General features: G+C 58.4%; 15 protein-coding genes and 1 pseudogene. 7 read left to right on the forward strand and 9 right to left on the reverse strand.

Features of this window, described 5'->3' with window-relative positions:
- Positions 1-36: 36 nt before the first annotated feature.
- The 5 genes and pseudogenes from AC1M2H_RS08855 to AC1M2H_RS08875 form a co-directional block, all read right to left on the reverse strand.
- Positions 37-1587: pseudogene (locus tag AC1M2H_RS08855) on the reverse strand (cyclic di-GMP phosphodiesterase); the annotation flags it as partial.
- 186 nt (positions 1588-1773) lie between these two features.
- Positions 1774-2346 (reverse strand): bifunctional murein DD-endopeptidase/murein LD-carboxypeptidase, encoded by a 573-nt coding sequence (gene mepS / locus AC1M2H_RS08860; protein WP_464415249.1) that lies wholly within the window; start codon positions 2344-2346, stop codon positions 1774-1776.
- A gap of 424 nt (positions 2347-2770) precedes the next feature.
- A complete protein-coding gene (locus tag AC1M2H_RS08865; RefSeq protein ID WP_480151077.1) occupies positions 2771-3478 on the reverse strand; it encodes a phosphatase PAP2 family protein in 708 nt (235 codons plus the stop codon).
- A 41-nt stretch (positions 3479-3519) separates the two neighbouring features.
- Positions 3520-4497: a CobW family GTP-binding protein gene (locus AC1M2H_RS08870; protein ID WP_480151078.1), complete on the reverse strand. Its 978-nt coding sequence runs from the start codon at positions 4495-4497 to the stop codon at positions 3520-3522.
- Between the two features lie 121 nt (positions 4498-4618).
- On the reverse strand, positions 4619-6085 hold the full coding sequence (locus AC1M2H_RS08875; RefSeq protein WP_480151079.1) for a mannitol dehydrogenase family protein: 1467 nt from the start codon (positions 6083-6085) through the stop codon (positions 4619-4621).
- Between the two features lie 206 nt (positions 6086-6291).
- On the opposite strand from AC1M2H_RS08875, the gene uxuA reads away from it, so the two are divergent.
- Positions 6292-7482, forward strand: coding sequence for a mannonate dehydratase (gene uxuA / locus AC1M2H_RS08880; RefSeq protein WP_480151080.1), 1191 nt, complete (start codon positions 6292-6294; stop codon positions 7480-7482).
- Positions 7483-7561: 79 nt separating this feature from the next.
- Here the strand turns inward: uxuA and yeiP are convergent, their stop codons facing one another.
- On the reverse strand, positions 7562-8134 hold the full coding sequence (gene yeiP, locus AC1M2H_RS08885; protein WP_076945747.1) for an elongation factor P-like protein YeiP: 573 nt from the start codon (positions 8132-8134) through the stop codon (positions 7562-7564).
- Between the two features lie 147 nt (positions 8135-8281).
- Between yeiP and AC1M2H_RS08890 the strand changes: the two genes are divergently transcribed.
- Positions 8282-8536, forward strand: coding sequence for a YkgJ family cysteine cluster protein (locus AC1M2H_RS08890; RefSeq protein WP_464415252.1), 255 nt, complete (start codon positions 8282-8284; stop codon positions 8534-8536).
- A gap of 25 nt (positions 8537-8561) precedes the next feature.
- Here AC1M2H_RS08890 and setB read toward each other — a convergent pair whose 3' ends face one another.
- Positions 8562-9743 (reverse strand): sugar efflux transporter SetB, encoded by a 1182-nt coding sequence (setB, locus tag AC1M2H_RS08895; RefSeq protein WP_480151081.1) that lies wholly within the window; start codon positions 9741-9743, stop codon positions 8562-8564.
- A 333-nt stretch (positions 9744-10076) separates the two neighbouring features.
- Here setB and fruB point away from each other — a divergent pair, with 333 nt between their 5' ends.
- From fruB to fruA, 3 genes are read left to right on the forward strand one after another with little or no spacing between them, the layout of a single operon-like run.
- A complete protein-coding gene (gene fruB / locus AC1M2H_RS08900; protein WP_480151082.1) occupies positions 10077-11207 on the forward strand; it encodes a fused PTS fructose transporter subunit IIA/HPr protein in 1131 nt (376 codons plus the stop codon).
- Positions 11208-12146, forward strand: a complete 939-nt coding sequence (gene fruK, locus AC1M2H_RS08905; RefSeq protein ID WP_426814112.1) for a 1-phosphofructokinase — start codon at positions 11208-11210, stop codon at positions 12144-12146.
- Positions 12147-12162: 16 nt separating this feature from the next.
- On the forward strand, positions 12163-13842 hold the full coding sequence (gene fruA / locus AC1M2H_RS08910; protein ID WP_480151083.1) for a PTS fructose transporter subunit IIBC: 1680 nt from the start codon (positions 12163-12165) through the stop codon (positions 13840-13842).
- A gap of 78 nt (positions 13843-13920) precedes the next feature.
- Here fruA and nfo read toward each other — a convergent pair whose 3' ends face one another.
- Both nfo and AC1M2H_RS08920 read right to left on the reverse strand, forming a co-directional pair.
- Positions 13921-14778 carry a deoxyribonuclease IV gene (gene nfo / locus AC1M2H_RS08915; protein ID WP_480151084.1) on the reverse strand — a complete coding sequence of 286 codons (858 nt, stop codon included), beginning with the start codon at positions 14776-14778 and terminating at the stop codon, positions 13921-13923.
- An 87-nt stretch (positions 14779-14865) separates the two neighbouring features.
- Positions 14866-15915, reverse strand: a complete 1050-nt coding sequence (locus tag AC1M2H_RS08920; protein WP_480151085.1) for a YeiH family protein — start codon at positions 15913-15915, stop codon at positions 14866-14868.
- A gap of 158 nt (positions 15916-16073) precedes the next feature.
- Between AC1M2H_RS08920 and yieE the strand changes: the two genes are divergently transcribed.
- Together yieE and AC1M2H_RS08930 are read left to right on the forward strand one after the other, a co-directional pair.
- Positions 16074-16940, forward strand: a complete 867-nt coding sequence (gene yieE, locus AC1M2H_RS08925; protein ID WP_480151086.1) for a DNA-binding transcriptional regulator YeiE — start codon at positions 16074-16076, stop codon at positions 16938-16940.
- 189 nt (positions 16941-17129) lie between these two features.
- A complete protein-coding gene (locus AC1M2H_RS08930; protein WP_480151087.1) occupies positions 17130-18599 on the forward strand; it encodes an amino acid permease in 1470 nt (489 codons plus the stop codon).
- The last annotated feature ends 26 nt before the right edge of the window (positions 18600-18625 follow it).

Consider the following 18625-nt stretch of genomic DNA (forward strand, 5'->3'; position numbering starts at 1 on the left):
TCCGTAGACTAAATCATTATCAGCGCCCGGCGGGGCGAAATATGTCGCCGGTTCGTCATGGGCGGCGAGCAGCGTTTCCAGCGGCACGGGCCGGCTTATCCAGTAGCCCTGCAGATAGTGCACGCCGTGCTTGCGCAGCCACTCGGCCTGTTCAGGCGTTTCAACCCCTTCGGCAACGGTCAGAAGCTGCAGGCGGCGGCTCAGCGTCAGCACGGCATCAAGCACCGGCGAGGTGACGGTTTCGGTCCCGATAGCCTGCACGAAGCCGCGATCGATTTTCAAATAGTCGAAGTTGTAGCGCTCAAGATAGATCAGCGCGCTGTGGCCGGTGCCAAAATCATCAATCGCGATTTCAAAGCCCTGCTCGTGCAGCCAGTCAAAGATGGCCAGCGATCGGCGCTTATCGATCATCGCGCGTTCGGTTATCTCCAGCACCACGCTAAAGTGGTTGACCGGCAGGGCAGCGGCGAAGCGCTGCAAATCCGGCTTAAAGCTGTCGGCGTGCAGGTGGGCCGGAGAGATATTCAGGCCGAGCTTGCTTCCCGCCGGCAGGATCTTTTGCAGCGTTGGCGCGTCGCGCGCGATCAGCGCCAGCAGATGGTGGGTCAGCGGCACGATCATCTGCTGGGTTTCGGCCAGGTTGATAAAGACGTCCGGCGGAATTTCGCCGGCTACCGGGTGGCGCCAGCGCATCAGCACCTCAACGCCGCTAATGTGCAGCGTATCGGCTTTAACGACCGGCTGATAGACGATATAAAACTGGTCGTTCTTTATTCCCACCATGATCGCTTTTCGCGGATCGGACTTGATCGTCAGCACGTAATAGCCCAGCAGCCCCGCCAGCAGGCCACATACCACGCCTAACAGCAGGGCGTACTGGGTGTTTTCAGCCAGCCAGCTGTTGGCGTAGAGATAAACCTTGAGCGGCAGCCCCTCGATCTGCGCTTCGCGACTCGGCGTGGCGGGGATCGCTTCGGGGTTAAGCAGCCGGCTGCTGAAGGCCGAAATGGCGCGGTTGTTGACCACCAGCGCAAGCCCGCTGAAGTCATTCTGGCGGGCTGAATAGAGAATATAGGGCGTCAGGTTGGTATTGATTGACACGAAAACGCCGTCGCTGCCGCCGTGCGGGCTGCGTACCCATAGCGCCAGCGCCGAGCTTTTGGGCATCTTCGGCGTACCCGGCAGAATGGCCATAGCGACAGGTTTAGTGATATCGAGCTGGGGAATGAGCTGCGCCAGGGGGCTATTCATTGGCCCGGTTGCCGAAGAGCAAAACGCCTGGCCATTTTTGACCAGCAGAAAGGCCCGTACGTTCGGGCTAAACGCGGCGTGTGCGGTCAGGCCAGAGGCGATATTCTCACAATCCTGGTCGACCAGCGGCTGCAGGTCGGCAATGGTCTGATTAAGCTCGTGGAAGTATTTATTCAGGTAAACGTTGACGTTTTTGATGATGGAGTCAAAGCGTTCCGCACGGTTGTGATAGATAACCATAAATTGGATGCTACTGGCCAGCAGGGCGACGAAAATCCCAATCAGGGTGCTGGTCAGCCAGATTTTTCGTCGGGGTGAGAAGTAGCGGGTAAGCATAGGCTATAGTCAGTCCGTGTTTATGAGGCGCGCCAATGGGGGTGACAGAAAAACGATTTCACCGTTTCCATTTAAAGACATAGCTTATATTGCGGCTTTGCGGGGCAATGAGCAAAAAAAAACACTGCCGCGGCAGTGTTTTTAATTTCCGTTCGTCAGCCAAGGGAAAACTGACGACCGAAGAGATTACGAACGGCTTAGCACACGGCGCGCTTCGTTATAGCGCTTTTTCCAGTACGGCTCGTTCATGCTGGAGATGGTCACACCGCTGCTGGTGGAAGCATGAACAAACTGGCTGTTACCGATGTAGATACCCACGTGGCGGCCGGTGGAACCTGCTCTGAACAGGACTAAATCACCCGTACGCAGCTGGGACCGTGAAATCGACTTGCCGGAATCCTGCTGCTCTGAAGTGGAGCGCGGCAGTTCCAGGCCAAACTGTTCGCGGAAGGTACGCTGGACGAATGCCGAACAGTCGATGCCTTTCCGGGTGCTGCCGCCAAGACGGTAACGCACGCCTTTCCAGCTGGCATACTGGTCCATCAAGCGGGACTTGACGTCCAGATTGCTGACCATTGTTTCAAATTCATCCTGAGAGGCTTGCAGTGATGATAAATCGCCACTACCCACAGCAAGCGTCTCAGAATGCATATTCTTTGCGGTACTACTGGTCGAACTACAGGCAGAGAGCAAAACTGCCACTGCAACTGCGGGAACGACCCGCAGGATATATCTCAAAATCGGCTGAGATTTGACCATGTTGTTTGTTTTCCCTTGTTGTCCTTAACGACAATGTCGTTATAAAAAATGCCAAACGTGTTAGAGCCTAAATACCTGGCAGCAATGAGACAATTCCTGAAACCCAAATTTGTGCGGTAACGCACAATTTAATTCTGGTGCCGGTTTTACGTTGCTGGAAAGGCAAAACGAGAACGAGATTACCCTATCAACACTGGGATGGCGAGCGGTTTTGCGCGATTTCTTATAAGAATTTTTGCGACAAAAAGTGAATCATCGGGAAAGGACAAAATAGCGGCAAGAATGGGTAAAAAATACGCAATTACCTCATTTTTAAGACGAACAATGTGACAGGAAGATGATGGTGGGGATAAAAAGGGCGCAACATAAAAAAAGGGACCGAGAACGATCCCTTATGGATATTTAATAATATGCGACGGGAATGTTAATTTTTATGCATTCCGCCGGGCAGGGTTCGGTCGAACCAGGCAATCAGTTTGTCGCTCAACGGGGTCAGCAGAACCCAGGGAGCGCCAATCAGCAGCGCGGTTAATGAGCCGACGGCAATATCGGTAAACCAGTGGGCGCCAATCATTACCCGCGGGAAGGCAAACACAACGAAAATGACGAGGGAAATAGCAAACGCCCGCCTGCCAAAATAGCGCCACATGAAGGTGGCGAAAATCAGCAGCATCATCCCGTGATCGCCCGGGAAGCTATCCTTCGAGCCATCTTTCGTCGGGAACGAGACCACGTCGCTGACCTTGACGATACCGCTAAACGAGAGCGACGGGCTGGCGCGCTTAACCGGCATCAGGTGCTGTGCCAGCTGGTTTATCACCACCGCAGAGAGCAGCATCACCAGGCCGATAATCACGATTCGGCGGCGGCCGGCGCTTTGCTCTTTCAGCCAGAAGCTCAGCATCAGGCATCCCATTGCCAGCAAAGAGCAGGCGTCGAAAGCGCGGTTGTTGATAATCGCCAGCAGCCAGGTATAGCCGCGGTTGACGCCCACGTTATGGTTAAAGAAGTGGAAAATGGAGGAATCCAGCGGAAACCACGGCCCGTGGTTGGCGGGCAGATACCATGATAAAAAAAGCGCAACACCCGCGGCGTTAAGCAGCAGGATGAGGGGGATTCGGGTTTTATTCATAACGGTCGCATATTAGGTAAACGAGGGCAAACATAGCCGCCTTAACTTAAACGTAGCCTCAACAGAGTAGCTTGTAGCGCATTCCAGTCCGCTTCGCCGTCGCAGATCAGCTCAATGCGGCTGTCCGGCGGGGCAACGTTCTGCGTTTCAATATTGAGGTCCAGCCCCTGACGGTTAATCCGCACCAGGCCTTCAGCAATGCGCATCACGCCCTTCACCCGGCCCACCGGGGCCAGGCGCGCCCACTCCAGCAGGCCAACGGTATCAAAGGTGGTATCCGCATCAAAAATCCAGCCGCAGGCCTGGTAGCCCTGACCGCCGTTCAGGCTGCGGCGCCAGCGCTGGTGGCCGGGGAGGCTCAGCGCCGCCAGCCCTTTTTGCTGGCCGTGGGCGTGGGCGTGTTCCGCGCTTTCCGGCAGCGGGCGAAGATTGAGCCGCGGCAGATCCAGCAGCGCCGGATCAATGCTCCCCCGGGTGGCGCTGACCTGCAGGCGTCTGCCGGCATACTCCTGCCACCAGGTGCTGAAGGCGCGCTCGCTTTCAGCGGTCATCCGATCGGTTTTATTGCTGATAATAACGTCGGCGGCGGCCAGCTGATCGCGAAAGTTTTCGTTGGCCACGACTTTCGGATCCAGAAGCTGGCGGGGATCGAGAACGCACAGCGTCGCGCGCAGGTCGATCCACGGCTCGTAGACCGCGGCGGTGAGAATATCGAGGATCTGCTTCGGGTGACCGAGCCCGGTGGGCTCAATCAGCAGGCGGTCCGGCTTCCCCTGGCGCAGCAGCGTATTCAGCCCAACCTGCATTGGCAGGCCGTTGACGCAGCACATGCAGCCGCCGGGGATCTCTTTAAGCAGCGCGCCGCTATCGGCCAGCAGCGCGCCGTCGATGCCAACTTCGCCAAATTCATTGACCAGTACGGCCCATTTTTCATCTGCAGGCTTATGGGCCAGCAGATGAAGAATTGAGGTCGTTTTACCGCTGCCGAGAAACCCCGTGATCAAGTTTGTTTTGGTCACCTTCTCTCCAGGATACAAATGTAATGTTGTAACAGTTGAGACTATCCTGACGAAAAAAAGGGGAAAAGAGAAGGGTTACGACGGACAGAAAATATTTCTGTCCGTTAAACCGCAGTAATTGCTAAGAATCCAGCGCGGCGGCGATAGCGTTGCGCGCGCCCAGCGATGAGAGCTGGCGCCAGGCTGACGTCACGTTAGCCACGAATTCCGCGCTGCGCGGCAGGTCGCTGCCAAAAATCTCCTCGAGGGAGAGCAGGGCGCCGACCCGCACCTGCTCAGAGCTGTTGGCGACCAGGGCCTGGATTTTCTCCGCCAGCGGGTCGCGCACGTCGATCGGCTGACCGGCATCGTCCACGCCGCTGACGTAGCGCATCCAGCCCGCGACGCCGAGCGCCAGCAGCGGCCAGCGGCTGCCGCGCGCGAGATGCAGCCGAATGCCGTCAAGCATGCGCTGCGGCAGCTTCTGGCTGCCGTCCATTGCGATCTGCCAGGTGCGATGCTTCAGCGCCGGGTTGCTGAAACGATCGAGAAGGCCGTCGGCGTAGCTCGTCAGATCGACGCCTTCAATAGAGAGCGTCGGCGCCTGCTCGTCGAGCATCAGCCGGCGGGCGGCGGCGCGCAGCACCTCATCCTGCATGCAGTCGCTAATATGCGCATTGCCCGCCAGGTAGCCGAGCCAGGCGAGGAAAGAGTGGCTACCGTTGAGCATCCGCAGCTTCATCTGCTCCCACGGCAGCACGTTGTCGGTCATCTGCACGCCGGCGGTTTCCCACGCCGGGCGGCCGGCGACAAAGTTATCTTCAACCACCCACTGAATAAACGGCTCGCAGCTGATGGCGCAGGGATCTTCGACGCCCAGCGCGGCGCTGATTTCCGCCAGCGACTCCTCGGTGGCGGCGGGAACGATGCGGTCAACCATCGTCCCCGGGAAGCTGACCCGTTCGGCAATCCACTGCGCCAGCTGCGGACAGCGCTTCTCCGCCATTCCCAGCACGGCGTTTTTCACCACGTGGCCGTTGTCGGGGATGTTATCGCAGGAGAGCACGGTAAACGGCGGCAGGTTGCGCTCGCGGCGGCGGGCGAGCGCCTCGACCAGAATGCCCGGCACCGACTGCGGCTGTGTCGGGTTATCCAGATCGTGCAGGATGCGCGGCTGGCGGAGGTCCAGCAGGCCGCTGGCCGGGTCGATGCAGTAGCCTTTTTCCGTAATCGTCAGAGAGACGATGGCGACCTGCGGTTCGCAAAACTTCTCTATTATTGCCGGGAGCGAATCGAGTTTGGCGTTCAGGCACTCGTGCACCGCGCCGACCACGATAGCCTTATTGCCCTGCGCTCCTTTCTCCAGCACGGTAAACAGGTGATCCTGCTGGCGAAGCTGGCTCATCAGCCGATCGCCGCTGAACAGACTTATTTCGCAGATCCCCCAGTCGCCGCCGCCGGCGTTGAGCACCCGGTCGGTGAGCAGCGCCTGGTGCGCGCGATGAAAGGCGCCAAACCCAAAGTGCACAATGCGCGAGCGCAGCCGGTTGCGATCGTAGCGGGGAAGCTGGACGTCTTCCGGTAGCGTAGCTGTAGCAATAGTTGTCATTATTTACACACCTGATTAACCAATGATTAACACAGTCAGTCTAAAGTTATATGACAACAAGTTAAATTGGTGAGCCGTATTTATACGCTTAGTGTGAGCTGGATCAATCAATTCAGCGGGATAAATTGATCCTTCGCGAGAAGCCTGTATGGTAGTCGTCATTGATGTTCGCATTATTGGTATAACAACTTTAAGAGGGTATAGCGATGGAGCAAACCTGGCGTTGGTACGGACCGAACGATCCGGTATCGCTTGATGATGTACGACAGGCCGGCGCGACGGGCGTGGTTACCGCGTTGCACCATATTCCGAACGGTCAGGTCTGGCCCGTTGCAGAGATTAAGCAGCGCCAGGCGCTGCTGGCGGAAAAAGGGCTGACGTGGTCGGTCGTCGAAAGCATCCCGGTGCATGAAGAGATCAAAACCCACAGCGGGGAGTATGCGACGTGGATTGCCAACTATCAGCAGAGCATCCGCAACCTGGCGGCCTGCGGGATAGATACCGTGTGCTACAACTTTATGCCGATCCTCGACTGGACGCGTACCGATCTGGAGTATCAGCTGGCGGACGGCTCTAAGGCGCTGCGTTTTGACCAAATCGCTTTTGCCGCCTTCGAGCTGCATATTCTGCAGCGCGCCGGCGCGGAGGCCGACTACAGCGAAGAGGAGCAGCGCCAGGCGCAGGCCTACTTTACGGCGATGAGCGCGGCGGAAGTGGAAAAGCTGACCCGCAATATTATTGCCGGCCTGCCGGGAGCCGAAGAGGGCTATACCCTCGAGCAGTTCCGCGCGCGCCTGGCGGAATATGACCATATTAATAAAGCGCAGCTGCGCGAAAATATGGCGGTCTTCCTGCGCGCCATCGTGCCGGTATGCGAAGAGGTGGGCGTGCGTCTGGCCGTTCACCCGGACGATCCGCCGCGTCCAATCCTCGGCCTGCCGCGCATCGTGTCGACCATCGAAGATATGCAGTGGCTGAAAGAGGTGGTTGATAGCATTCACAACGGCTTTACTATGTGCACCGGCTCCTACGGCGTGCGCGCCGACAACGACCTGGTGAAGATGATTGAAACCTTCGGCGATCGCATTCACTTCACCCATCTGCGCTCGACCTGCCGCGAAGAGAACCCGAAAACCTTCCACGAAGCGGCGCACCTGAACGGCGACGTGAACATGGTGGCGGTGGTGAATGCGATTCTGAGCGAAGAGCTGCGCCGCCGGCGCGCCGGCGATCTGCGTCCGATCCCGTTCCGCCCGGATCACGGCCACCAGATGCTGGACGATCTGCGTAAGAAAACCAACCCGGGCTATTCGGCGATCGGTCGCCTGAAGGGGATGGCGGAAGTGCGCGGCGTTGAGCTGGCGCTGAAGATGACGAAGTATCCGGAACTGCTGTAGTTCACCGCACGTCGGATAAAAAAATGCCCGTCAGCGTTTCAGCTGACGGGCATTTTTGCATTGGCGACCCGCCGTTTGATTAGTCGGCGCGGCCCATATAGCGGCTTTCTTCGATATGGATGCGAATGCGTTCACCCGCGCTCAGATACTCAGGAACCTGCACCACGAGGCCGGTGCTCAGGGTTGCCGGTTTGTTGCGCGCGCTGGCGGATGCGCCCTTGATGCCCGGAGCGGTTTCAACAATTTCCAGATCGACGGTCTGCGGCAGCTCCAGCGCCAGCAGCTGGCCGTCCCAGGTCAGAACCTGCATGTCCGGCATGCCGCCTTCCGGAATAAACAGCAGCTCTTCTTCAATCTGCTCTTTGGTGAAGATATACGGAGTGTAATCTTCTTTATCCATAAATACGTATTCGTTGCCGTCGACGTAGGAGAAGTCAACGTAGCGGCGGGTCAGGGTCACGGTGTCGACAATATCGTCGCCCTTAAAGCGTTCTTCAACCTTCAGGCCGGTACGGACGTCGGCGAAACGCATTTTGTACAGCGTTGCTGCGCCGCGGGCGCTTGGTGACTGAATATCAATATTTTTCACAATCAGCAGCTTGCCGTTGTAATTCAGCACCATACCTTTTTTAATTTCATTCGCTCTTGGCATTGCGGTAATCCTGTAACGTAAAGGGTCAAAATATCGCGTCAAACTACTCGCGCCGGGCCTTTCAGGCAAGCGGAATTCGCGCGTTTTGCTATCTTCGGATAAAACGTTTAGGCTGAGGCTGAAAAAGCACCGTTAAGAGAACCATCTATGGAATGTCGTACTGACTGCGGTGCCTGTTGTATCGCCCCCTCCATCTCATCCCCGATCCCCGGCATGCCGAACGGCAAACCCGCGAATACGCGCTGCGTTCAGCTCTCTGCGAGCAACCTGTGCAATATCTTTGGCTCGCCGCTGCGCCCGAAAGTTTGCGGCAGCCTGCAGCCGGAACGCGAGATGTGCGGCACCCGGCGCGATGAGGCAATGGCGTACCTTATTCACCTCGAACGGCTCACCGCCGGCTAGCGGCGCGCCGTATTAGCTCTGCGGGCTAAATGTCCCTGATGCGCCACAGGCACAGCTGGACGATGGCCCCCATGCCGAGCGCAATCCAGAATACCGCGTGATAGCTCCAGATCTCGGCGACCACGCCGGCCAGCGACCCGGCAATAATCCAGCCGACGCGGATGGTATTGGCGTACAGCGTGGTCGCAGCCCCCGCCTGACCCGGCATTAAATCCTGAAAATAGAGCATGCCGATTCCCGCGAGGATGCCAATAAAAATGGCGTTCAGCAGCTGTAAAGCCAGCAGCAGCCCGGGCGTGTGAGCCAGCAGCATGCCGACGTAAAACAGCAGCCCGGCGACGGCGGCGACGCGCATCAGAAAACGCTTGCCGAAACGGCGGGCGTAATAGCCGGCGATCAGCATCGTCGGAATTTCGAGCCCGGCGGCGGCGCCCATCATTAAGCCGGCCAGTTTCTCCGGCAGGTGCAGCTCATTAATGATATAGAGCGGCATATTAATTATGTAGAGGCTGTTGATGCCCCACATCAGCGTGCAGACGCTAAACAGCAGCAGCGCGTCGCGGCGATGGGTGCGCGGCGCTTCCAGCTGACCCGAGGCCGCCTGTGGCGCTTTGCGCATGCTGGGCAGAAAGAACCAGACTATCGCGCCGCAAAAGACAAAGGCGACGGCGGCGCAGAGGTACATCACGGTAAAGCCGAACCCCATCGCCAGCGCGTAGGCCAGCGGCGGGCCGATAACCCACGCCAGCGACACCTGGGCGCGCAGAATCGAGCTGAACATCACCGCCTCGCGGCCGGTTTTATCCGCATGCTCGCGGGCCAGGGCGAACATCTGCGGGTTGGCGGTGGAGCCGAAGCTGCTGAGAAATACCCCGACGAAAAGCAGGACAAAGTAGCTGCGGTTCCACGCAAACAGCAGGCAGGCCAGCACGCCGAGCAGGCAGCAGAAAACAATCAGCTGCTTACGATCCCCGCGGCGGTCCGAGCGCCCGGCGAGAAACTGGCTCACCAGAATGCCGATGACCGCGCTGCCGGTAAAAAAGAAGCCGACCATCGCCGGGCGCGCGTGCACCTCGTTGGTCAAAAACAGGCTCAAGGTTGGTGTTTGCAACGCGCCGGCAATCCCGGTCAGAAAGGCGACAATCAGGAAGGCGGAAGAGGTTAAATCGAACCCGCGGCGGGGAAGGGCGGCGCTACTGTCTTGCATGTGCGGTTATCTGTGGTTTCAGGAGTCGCGGAGTTTACGCCGCCAGTCAGAAAATGAACAGTAGTATGGCACGAATAAAGCAAAAAGGCGTTTCAAAACGTTGCGTTCAGCAAAATGCTGAAGCGGAGGTCAATCTTGCGATACAGCTTCAGCAAAAATGTGCGTTATCTCTAACTTCTGCTATCAAACTGATAACTTATCTTGCGCGGTGATTAATAAAGGTACAGACTCCTTGAAACGTTTCAGCGTCATTCAGGAGTTCCTTCCTTTGTAGGATGACGCATTTTTTCGCCAAACAGCTGAAACGATTCAACTCAGCAGGAGAGGAGATCCATGTTCCAGTTATCTGTGCAGGATATTCATCCCGGTCAGCAGGCCGGTAATAAAGAAGAGGCGATTCGTCAGGTTGCTTCCGCGCTGGTAAGCGCAGGCAACGTGGCGGAAGGCTACGTTAACGGGATGCTGGCGCGCGAGCAGCAGACCTCGACTTTCCTCGGCAACGGGATTGCGATCCCGCACGGCACCACCGACACGCGCGACCAGGTACTGAAAACCGGCGTTCAGGTCTATCAGTTCCCACAGGGCGTAGCCTGGGGGGAGGGGCAGACGGCCTACGTGGCGATTGGTATCGCCGCCAGTTCGGATGAGCATCTCGGATTATTGCGTCAGCTGACCCACGTGCTGAGCGATGATTCGGTCGCGGAGCAGCTCAGATCCGCTACCACGGCCGAAGAGCTGCGCGCCCTGCTGATGGGGGAAAAGCAGAGCGAGGCGCTGAAGCTGGATAACGACACGCTAAGCCTCGATATCGCGGCCAGCGATCTGCTGACCCTGCAGGCGCTGAACGCCGCGCGGCTGAAAGAGGCCGGCGCCGTTGACGCCGCGTTTGTCAGCCGCACCATTAACGACAAGCCGCTGCACCTCGGTCAGGGCATCTGGCTGAACGACTGCGCGGAAGGCAACCTGCGCAGCGCCGTTGCCGTCAGCCGCGCCGCCAGCGCGTTTACCGCCGACGACCAGCCGGTATCGCTGCTGATTACCGTCGCGATGGCCGATGAACAGCCGACCGCGGTGCTCAGCCGCCTGAGCAATCTGCTGATTGACAAAAAAGCTGAACGTCTGCTGAAGGCTGATAGCGCCACGCTGCTGGCGCTGTTGACCAGCGATGATGCAATTGCTGAAGACGTGCTGAGCGCCGAATTTGTGGTGCGCAACGAGCACGGTCTGCACGCGCGTCCGGGCACGATGCTGGTGAATACCATCAAACAGTTTTCCAGCGACATTACCGTCACCAACCTCGACGGTTCCGGCAAGCCGGCAAACGGCCGCAGCCTGATGAAGGTGGTGGCGCTGGGAGTGAAGAAAGGACACCGTCTGCGCTTTACCGCGCAGGGTGCAGATGCGCAACAAGCGCTGGATGCGATTGGCGAAGCTATCGCCGCAGGCCTTGGGGAGGGCGCATAAATGAGCAGACGTGTAGCAACGATTACGTTAAACCCGGCATACGATCTGGTGGGCTTCACGCCGGAAATTGAGCGCGGCGAAGTCAACCTCGTCCGCACCACCGGCCTGCACGCGGCCGGCAAAGGCATCAACGTCGCCAAGGTTCTGAAAGATCTTGGTATTGACGTCACCGTCGGCGGCTTCCTCGGCAAAGATAACCAGGATGGTTTTCAGCAACTGTTTAGCGAGCTGGGAATTGCCAACCGCTTTCAGGTGGTGCAGGGCCGTACCCGCATTAACGTCAAGCTGACGGAAAAAGACGGTGAGGTCACCGACTTTAACTTCTCCGGCTTTGAGGTGACCCAGGGTGACTGGGAGCGCTTCGTCAACGATTCCCTGAGCTGGCTCGGTCAGTTTGACATGGTTTGCGTCAGCGGCAGCCTGCCGTCAGGCGTCAGTCCTGAGGCCTTCACCGAATGGATGATCCGCCTGCGCAGCCAGTGTCCGTGCATTATTTTCGATAGCAGTCGCGAAGCGCTGGTTGCCGGCCTGAAGGCGGCGCCGTGGTTAGTTAAGCCAAACCGCCGCGAGCTGGAGATTTGGGCCGGGCGCAAGCTGCCGGAAATGAAAGACGTCATCGACGCCGCCCATGCCCTGCGCGAGCAGGGGATTGCCCACGTGGTTATCTCGCTGGGCGAAGAGGGCGCGCTGTGGGTTAACGCCTCCGGAGAGTGGATTGCCAGGCCGCCTTCAGTCGACGTCGTCAGCACCGTTGGCGCCGGCGATTCGATGGTTGGCGGCCTGATTTACGGCCTGCTGATGCGCGAGTCCAGCGAGCATACTCTGCGCCTGGCGACGGCCGTTGCCGCCCTGGCGGTGAGCCAGAGCAACGTTGGTATTACCGATCGTACCCAGTTGGCCGCAATGATGGCGCGCGTCGACTTACAACCGTTTAATTAACAGCAGGAGAGGCATAATGAAAACGCTGCTGATTATTGATGCCGGACTCGGACAGGCGCGCGCCTATATGGCGAAAACCCTGCTGGGCACCGCGGCGCAAAAAGAGCAACTCGAACTGATTGATAACCCGAACGATGCGGAGCTGGCTATCGTCCTCGGCTCAACGCTGCCTGCTGACAGCGCGCTGAACGGTAAAAAGGTCTATTTCGGCGATATTAACCGCGCCGTTGCCCACCCGGAGCTGTTCCTCGGCGAGGCGAAAAGCCATGCGACCCCTTACAGCGCGCCGGCTGCGGCGCCCGCCGCGGCCAGCGGCCCGAAGCGCATCGTCGCCGTTACCGCCTGCCCAACCGGCGTGGCGCATACCTTTATGGCCGCTGAGGCTATCGAAAGCGAAGCGAAAAAACGCGGCTGGTGGGTGAAGGTGGAAACGCGCGGCTCCGTCGGCGCGGGCAATGCGATTACGCCGGAAGAGGTGGCGCAGGCCGATCTGGTTATCGTTGCGGCGGATATTGAAGTTGACCTGGCGAAGTTTGCCGGTAAGCCAATGTATCGCACCACTACCGGCCTGGCGCTGAAGAAAACCGCTCAGGAGTTTGAAAAGGCGCAGCTGGAAGCTAAACCCTATCAGCCTTCCGGATCACCTCAGGCGGACAGCGCGAAGAAAGAGGGCGGCGGCGCCTATCGTCACCTGCTGACCGGCGTCTCCTACATGCTGCCGATGGTGGTGGCGGGCGGCCTGTGCATCGCGCTCTCCTTCGCCTTCGGGATTAAAGCATTTGAAGTGAAGGATACGCTGGCGGCGGCGCTGATGCAGATCGGCGGCGGTTCAGCCTTTGCGCTGATGGTTCCGGTGCTGGCGGGCTTTATTGCCTTCTCCATCGCCGACCGTCCGGGCCTGACGCCGGGTCTTATCGGCGGTATGCTGGCGGTGAGCGGCGGTTCCGGCTTTATTGGCGGGATCATTGCGGGCTTCCTTGCCGGCTACGTGGCTAAACTGATCAGCACGAAGCTGAAGCTGCCGCCGAGCATGGAGGCGCTGAAACCGATTCTGATCATTCCGTTGGTTTCCAGCCTGATTGTCGGTCTGGCGATGATCTACCTGATCGGTAAGCCGGTTGCCGGTATCCTTGAGGGTCTGACCCACTGGCTGCAAACCATGGGTACGGCTAACGCGGTCCTGCTGGGCGCCATCCTCGGAGCAATGATGTGTACCGATATGGGCGGTCCGGTGAACAAAGCGGCGTACGCCTTTGGCGTCGGGCTACTGAGTACTCAAACCTACGCGCCGATGGCGGCGATTATGGCCGCAGGCATGGTACCGCCGCTGGCGATGGGCATCGCGACGCTGGTGGCGCGTAATAAGTTTGATAAAGGCCAGCGCGAAGGCGGCAAAGCGTCGCTGGTTCTGGGGCTGTGCTTTATTACCGAAGGGGCGATTCCGTTCGCCGCCCGTGACCCGATGCGCGTCCTGCCATGCTGTATCGTCGGCGGGGCGGTAACCGGCGCCATCTCCATGGCGATTGGCGCCAAACTGATGGCGCCGCACGGCGGCCTGTTTGTGCTGCTGATCCCAGGCGCGATTACGCCGGTGCTCGGCTATCTGCTGGCGATTATTGCCGGGACGCTGGTTGCCGGCCTCTCCTACGCGGTGCTGAAGCGTCCGGAGGCGCAGACGCTGGAAAAAACCGCCTGAGTCACATTATCATAAGCAAAAGGGCCGATAATTCGGCCCTTTCTTTTTTTAGCGGTTGCGATTAGCCCGGCAGCGACCTCAGGCCGACGCTTCCGTAGTCTGGTGCGCCCGCAGCCAGGCTATCTCTTCCGCCCAGATATCGGGATTCACGGTTTCCAGAATTAGCGGAATCCCGTCAAAGCGGCTGTCCTGCATGATCCAGCGGAAGGCATCGTGGCCGATATTGCCTTCGCCAAGGCTGTGGTGGCGGTCGATGCGGCTGCCGAAGGCGCTTTTCGCATCGTTCAGGTGCATCCCGCGCAGGTATTTGAAGCCGACGATGCGCTCGAAGTCAGTGAAGGTCTTCTCACACTCTTCGGCGCTACGCAGATCGTACCCGGCGGCAAAGGCGTGACAGGTATCAATACATACGCCGACGCGGGATTTATCCTCCACGCCGTCGATAATGGCGGCCAGATGTTCAAACTTAAATCCAAGATTGCTGCCCTGGCCGGCGGTGTTTTCGATAACCGCGGTCACGCCTGCGGTTTTTTCCAGCGCGATATTAATCGAGCGGGAGATACGCGCCAGGCACTCTTCTTCCGGTATCTGCTGCAGATGGCTGCCGGGATGGAAGTTCAGCAGCGTCAGCCCCAGCTGCTGGCAGCGGGTCAGCTCATCAATAAAGGCTTCGCGGGATTTTTCCAGCGCCTCTTCCACCGGGTGGCCGAGGTTGATCAAATAGCTATCGTGCGGCAGGATTTGCCCGGGAGCGAAACGGTATTTTTCGCAGGCGGCTTTGAATTCAGCAATGGTTTCGTCGCTCAGCGGGGCGGCGCGCCACTGGCGCTGGTTCTTGGTGAAGAGGGCGAAGGCGGTCGCACCGATTTCGGCTGCGCGAATGGCGGCATTGGCCACTCCGCCGGAGGCGCTGACGTGCGCTCCAATATATTTCATAAAAAACTCCAGTTAAGCCGCTGCGGGGTGGGTAATGATAGCGGCTTAACCGGAGAGTTACATCATCCTTAACATAGCCGTCATACTTCAGGCCATCAGGCCGTGGACCGCCAGGTTAATCGCGCCGCCGCCGACAATCAGCCAGACGAACAGCATTAATGCCATCAGCAGCGGTTTGGCGCCGGCTTTTTTCAGCGCGCTAACGTGGGTGGTCAACCCCAGTGCGGCCATCGCCATCGCCAGCAGCACGGTATCGAGGGTCACCAGCATGTCGACCGCCGCTTTTGGCAGCAGGTGGAAGGAGTTAAATACCGCAACCAGGATGAACATAATGGCAAACCACGGGATGGTGATTTTACTTTTCTCACCGCTGCCGGCCGGGGCCAGCTGCTTAACGCGGGCGGCGAGGAACAGCAGGAACGGCGCCAGCATCATGACGCGCAGCATTTTAGCAATCACCGCCGCGTTCTCAGCATCCGGGCTCACCGCGTGACCCGCCGCGACCACCTGCGCCACCTCGTGCATGGTCGAGCCCATATAGATGCCGTAGGTTTCCGGCGTAAACCAGTGCGCCAGCAGCGGATACATTGCTGGATAGAGGAAGATAGCCAGGGTGCCGAAAATCACCACCGTAGCGACGGCGACGGTTACCTTACTGGCCTCCGCCTTTACCACCGGCTCGGTGGCCAGAACCGCCGCCGCGCCGCAGATGCTGCTGCCGGCGCCAATTAGCCAGCTGGTGTGCTTGTCGAGACCGAAGACTTTCTGCCCGAGGAAACAGGCGATAAAAAAGGTACTGGTCAGGGTCAGAACGTCAATGGCAATGCCGCTCACGCCGACGTCGGCAATCTGGGCGAAGGTCAGGCGAAAGCCGTATAAAATAATACCGAGACGCAGCAGGTGCTGTTTGGCAAAGATCACGCCGCCGTCGCAGGATTGCCACATTTTTGGGTAGACCGTATTGCCGACGACCATGCCGAAGAGGATGGCCAGCGTCAGGGCGCTGAAACCGGCGCCGGCGATAGCGGGAAAGCTGCCTGTCCAGAGCGCGGCGCCGGTAAGTACGACAGTGAGCGCCAGGCCTGGGATAAAATGCCACAGCGTGCGATGTTTTGTCGGTAAAGTGAGTGCTGTCATAACCTTCTCCTTTGTCTGCGTAAAGATTACGACTCGCTGGTTTAAATATAAAATTGATTATATATTTATAATCAATCGTAATAAGTGGTAGATAAGCCTCTTCGCGGCTCTCGCGGCGCTGCGAAGAGTGATGTCGATTGGACGAGCAAGGAAGGGTTATGCATATCACACTGCGGCAGCTGGAAGTTTTTGCTGAAGTTCTCAAGAGCGGTTCAACCACCCAGGCGTCGCAAATGCTGGCGCTTTCACAGTCAGCGGTCAGCGCGGCGCTGACCGATCTCGAAGGGCAGCTGGGCGTGCAGCTTTTCGATCGCGTCGGCAAGCGGCTGGTGGTCAACGAGCACGGTAGATTGCTCTACCCGCGCGCGCTGGCGCTGCTGGAACGCGCCGGCGAAATCGAGCAGCTGTTTCGCGGCGACAACGGCGCGATCCGCGTTTACGCCAGCAGCACCATCGGCAACTATATTTTGCCGGAAATTATTGCCCGCTATCGCCGCGATTTCCCCGAACTGCCGCTGGAGCTGAGCGTCGGCAACAGCCAGGACGTGATTAACGCCGTGGCCGATCTGCGGGTGGATATCGGGCTGATTGAGGGGCCGTGCCATGCGGCGGATATTATCGCCGAGCCGTGGCTGGCGGATGAGCTGGTGGTGTTTGCCGCCCCCGGTTCGCCGCTGCTGGAGGGCGAGGTGACGCTGCAGCGGCTGGCGGAGGCGCCGTGGATCCTACGCGAGCACGGCTCGGGTACCCGGGAAATCGTCGACTATTTACTGCTATCGCATCTGCCGGCGTTTCATCTGGGGATGGAGCTGGGTAACTCTGAGGCCATCAAACATGCCGTGCGTCACGGCCTGGGCATCAGCTGCCTTTCGCGGCGGGTTATCGCCGAGCAGTTGGAGGTAGGATCGCTGGTTGAGCTGAACGTGCCGCTACCGCTGTTAACCCGCACCCTGTGGCGAATTCACCATCGCCAGAAGCACATTTCCAAAGCATTACAGCGTTTTCTGCGCTACTGCGAGGTGTAAAAGGGCGGATTCAGCGTGCTGAGGTGAAAAGAGGCGGGGGGATTATTGCTGGCAATTCCGCGATTTAGTGCTTTACTAATAATCCATGTTCGATCATGAACCTCTCTTATAACTTTGTATTTGTACCGGATGGATCGCCGATCGTCTGCTACAATCTCGCCTCATTTTTTTGATGGATAGCATTTTCACATGGTTTCGGATACTAAAACCACAGAAGCGCCCGGCCTACGCCGTGAACTGAAGGCGCGTCACTTGACCATGATCGCTATTGGCGGTTCCATCGGTACAGGTCTTTTCGTTGCATCCGGTGCAACTATTTCCCAGGCAGGCCCCGGCGGCGCGCTGCTTTCTTATATTCTGATCGGTCTGATGGTCTATTTCCTGATGACCAGCCTTGGCGAGCTGGCGGCGTTTATGCCGGTGTCCGGCTCCTTTGCCACCTACGGTCAGAACTATGTCGAAGAGGGCTTCGGCTTCGCGCTGGGCTGGAACTACTGGTACAACTGGGCGGTGACCATCGCCGTTGACCTCGTTGCCTCGCAGCTGGTCATGACCTACTGGTTCCCTGACGCCCCGGGCTGGATCTGGAGCGCGCTGTTCCTCGGCGTTATGTTCCTGCTGAACTGGATCTCGGTCAAAGGCTTCGGTGAAGCAGAATATTGGTTTTCGCTGATCAAGGTCGCCACCGTCATCATCTTTATTGTCGTTGGCGTGCTGATGATCGTCGGCATCTTTGAAGGCACAAAGCCTGCGGGCTGGAGTAACTGGGGAATTGACGATGCGCCGTTTGCCGGCGGCTTTGCGGCAATGATCGGCGTGGCGATGATCGTCGGCTTCTCGTTCCAGGGCACCGAGCTTATCGGTATCGCCGCGGGTGAATCGGAAAACCCGGAGAAGAACATTCCGCGCGCCGTGCGCCAGGTGTTCTGGCGTATTCTGCTGTTCTACGTGTTCGCGATTTTAATCATTAGCCTGATTATCCCTTATACCGATCCGAGCCTGCTGCGTAACGACGTGAAGGATATTTCCGTTAGTCCGTTCACCCTGGTGTTCCAGCATGCGGGCCTGCTTTCTGCGGCCGCGGTGATGAATGCGGTGATCCTGACGGCGGTGCTTTCGGCGGGCAACTCTGGAATGTACGCCTCCACGCGTATGCTCTACACCCTGGCCTGCGACGGTAAAGCGCCGCGCATCTTCGCGAAGCTGTCACGCGGCGGCGTGCCGCGCAATGCGCTGTACGCCACCACCGTGGTGGCGGCGCTGTGCTTCCTGAGTTCGATGTTTGGCAACCAGACCGTCTACCTGTGGCTGCTGAATACCTCGGGGATGACCGGCTTTATTGCCTGGCTGGGGATCGCCATCAGCCACTATCGCTTCCGTCGCGGATACGTGCTGCAGGGCAACGATGTCAACGATCTGCCGTACCGTTCCGGGTTCTTCCCGCTTGGGCCGATCTTCGCCTTCGTCCTGTGCCTGATTATTACCCTCGGCCAGAACTACGAAGCGTTCCTGAAAGACACCATTGACTGGGGCGGCGTGGCGGCGACCTATATCGGTATTCCGCTGTTCCTGGTTATCTGGTTTGGCTATAAGCTTGCCAAAGGTACCCGGTTTGTCCGCTATAGCGAAATGAAGTTCCCGCAGCGCTTTAAGCAATAGCGCTATTACCTGATAAAAAAACCCCG

It is taken from the genome of Klebsiella sp. F11 (genome assembly GCF_056712265.1).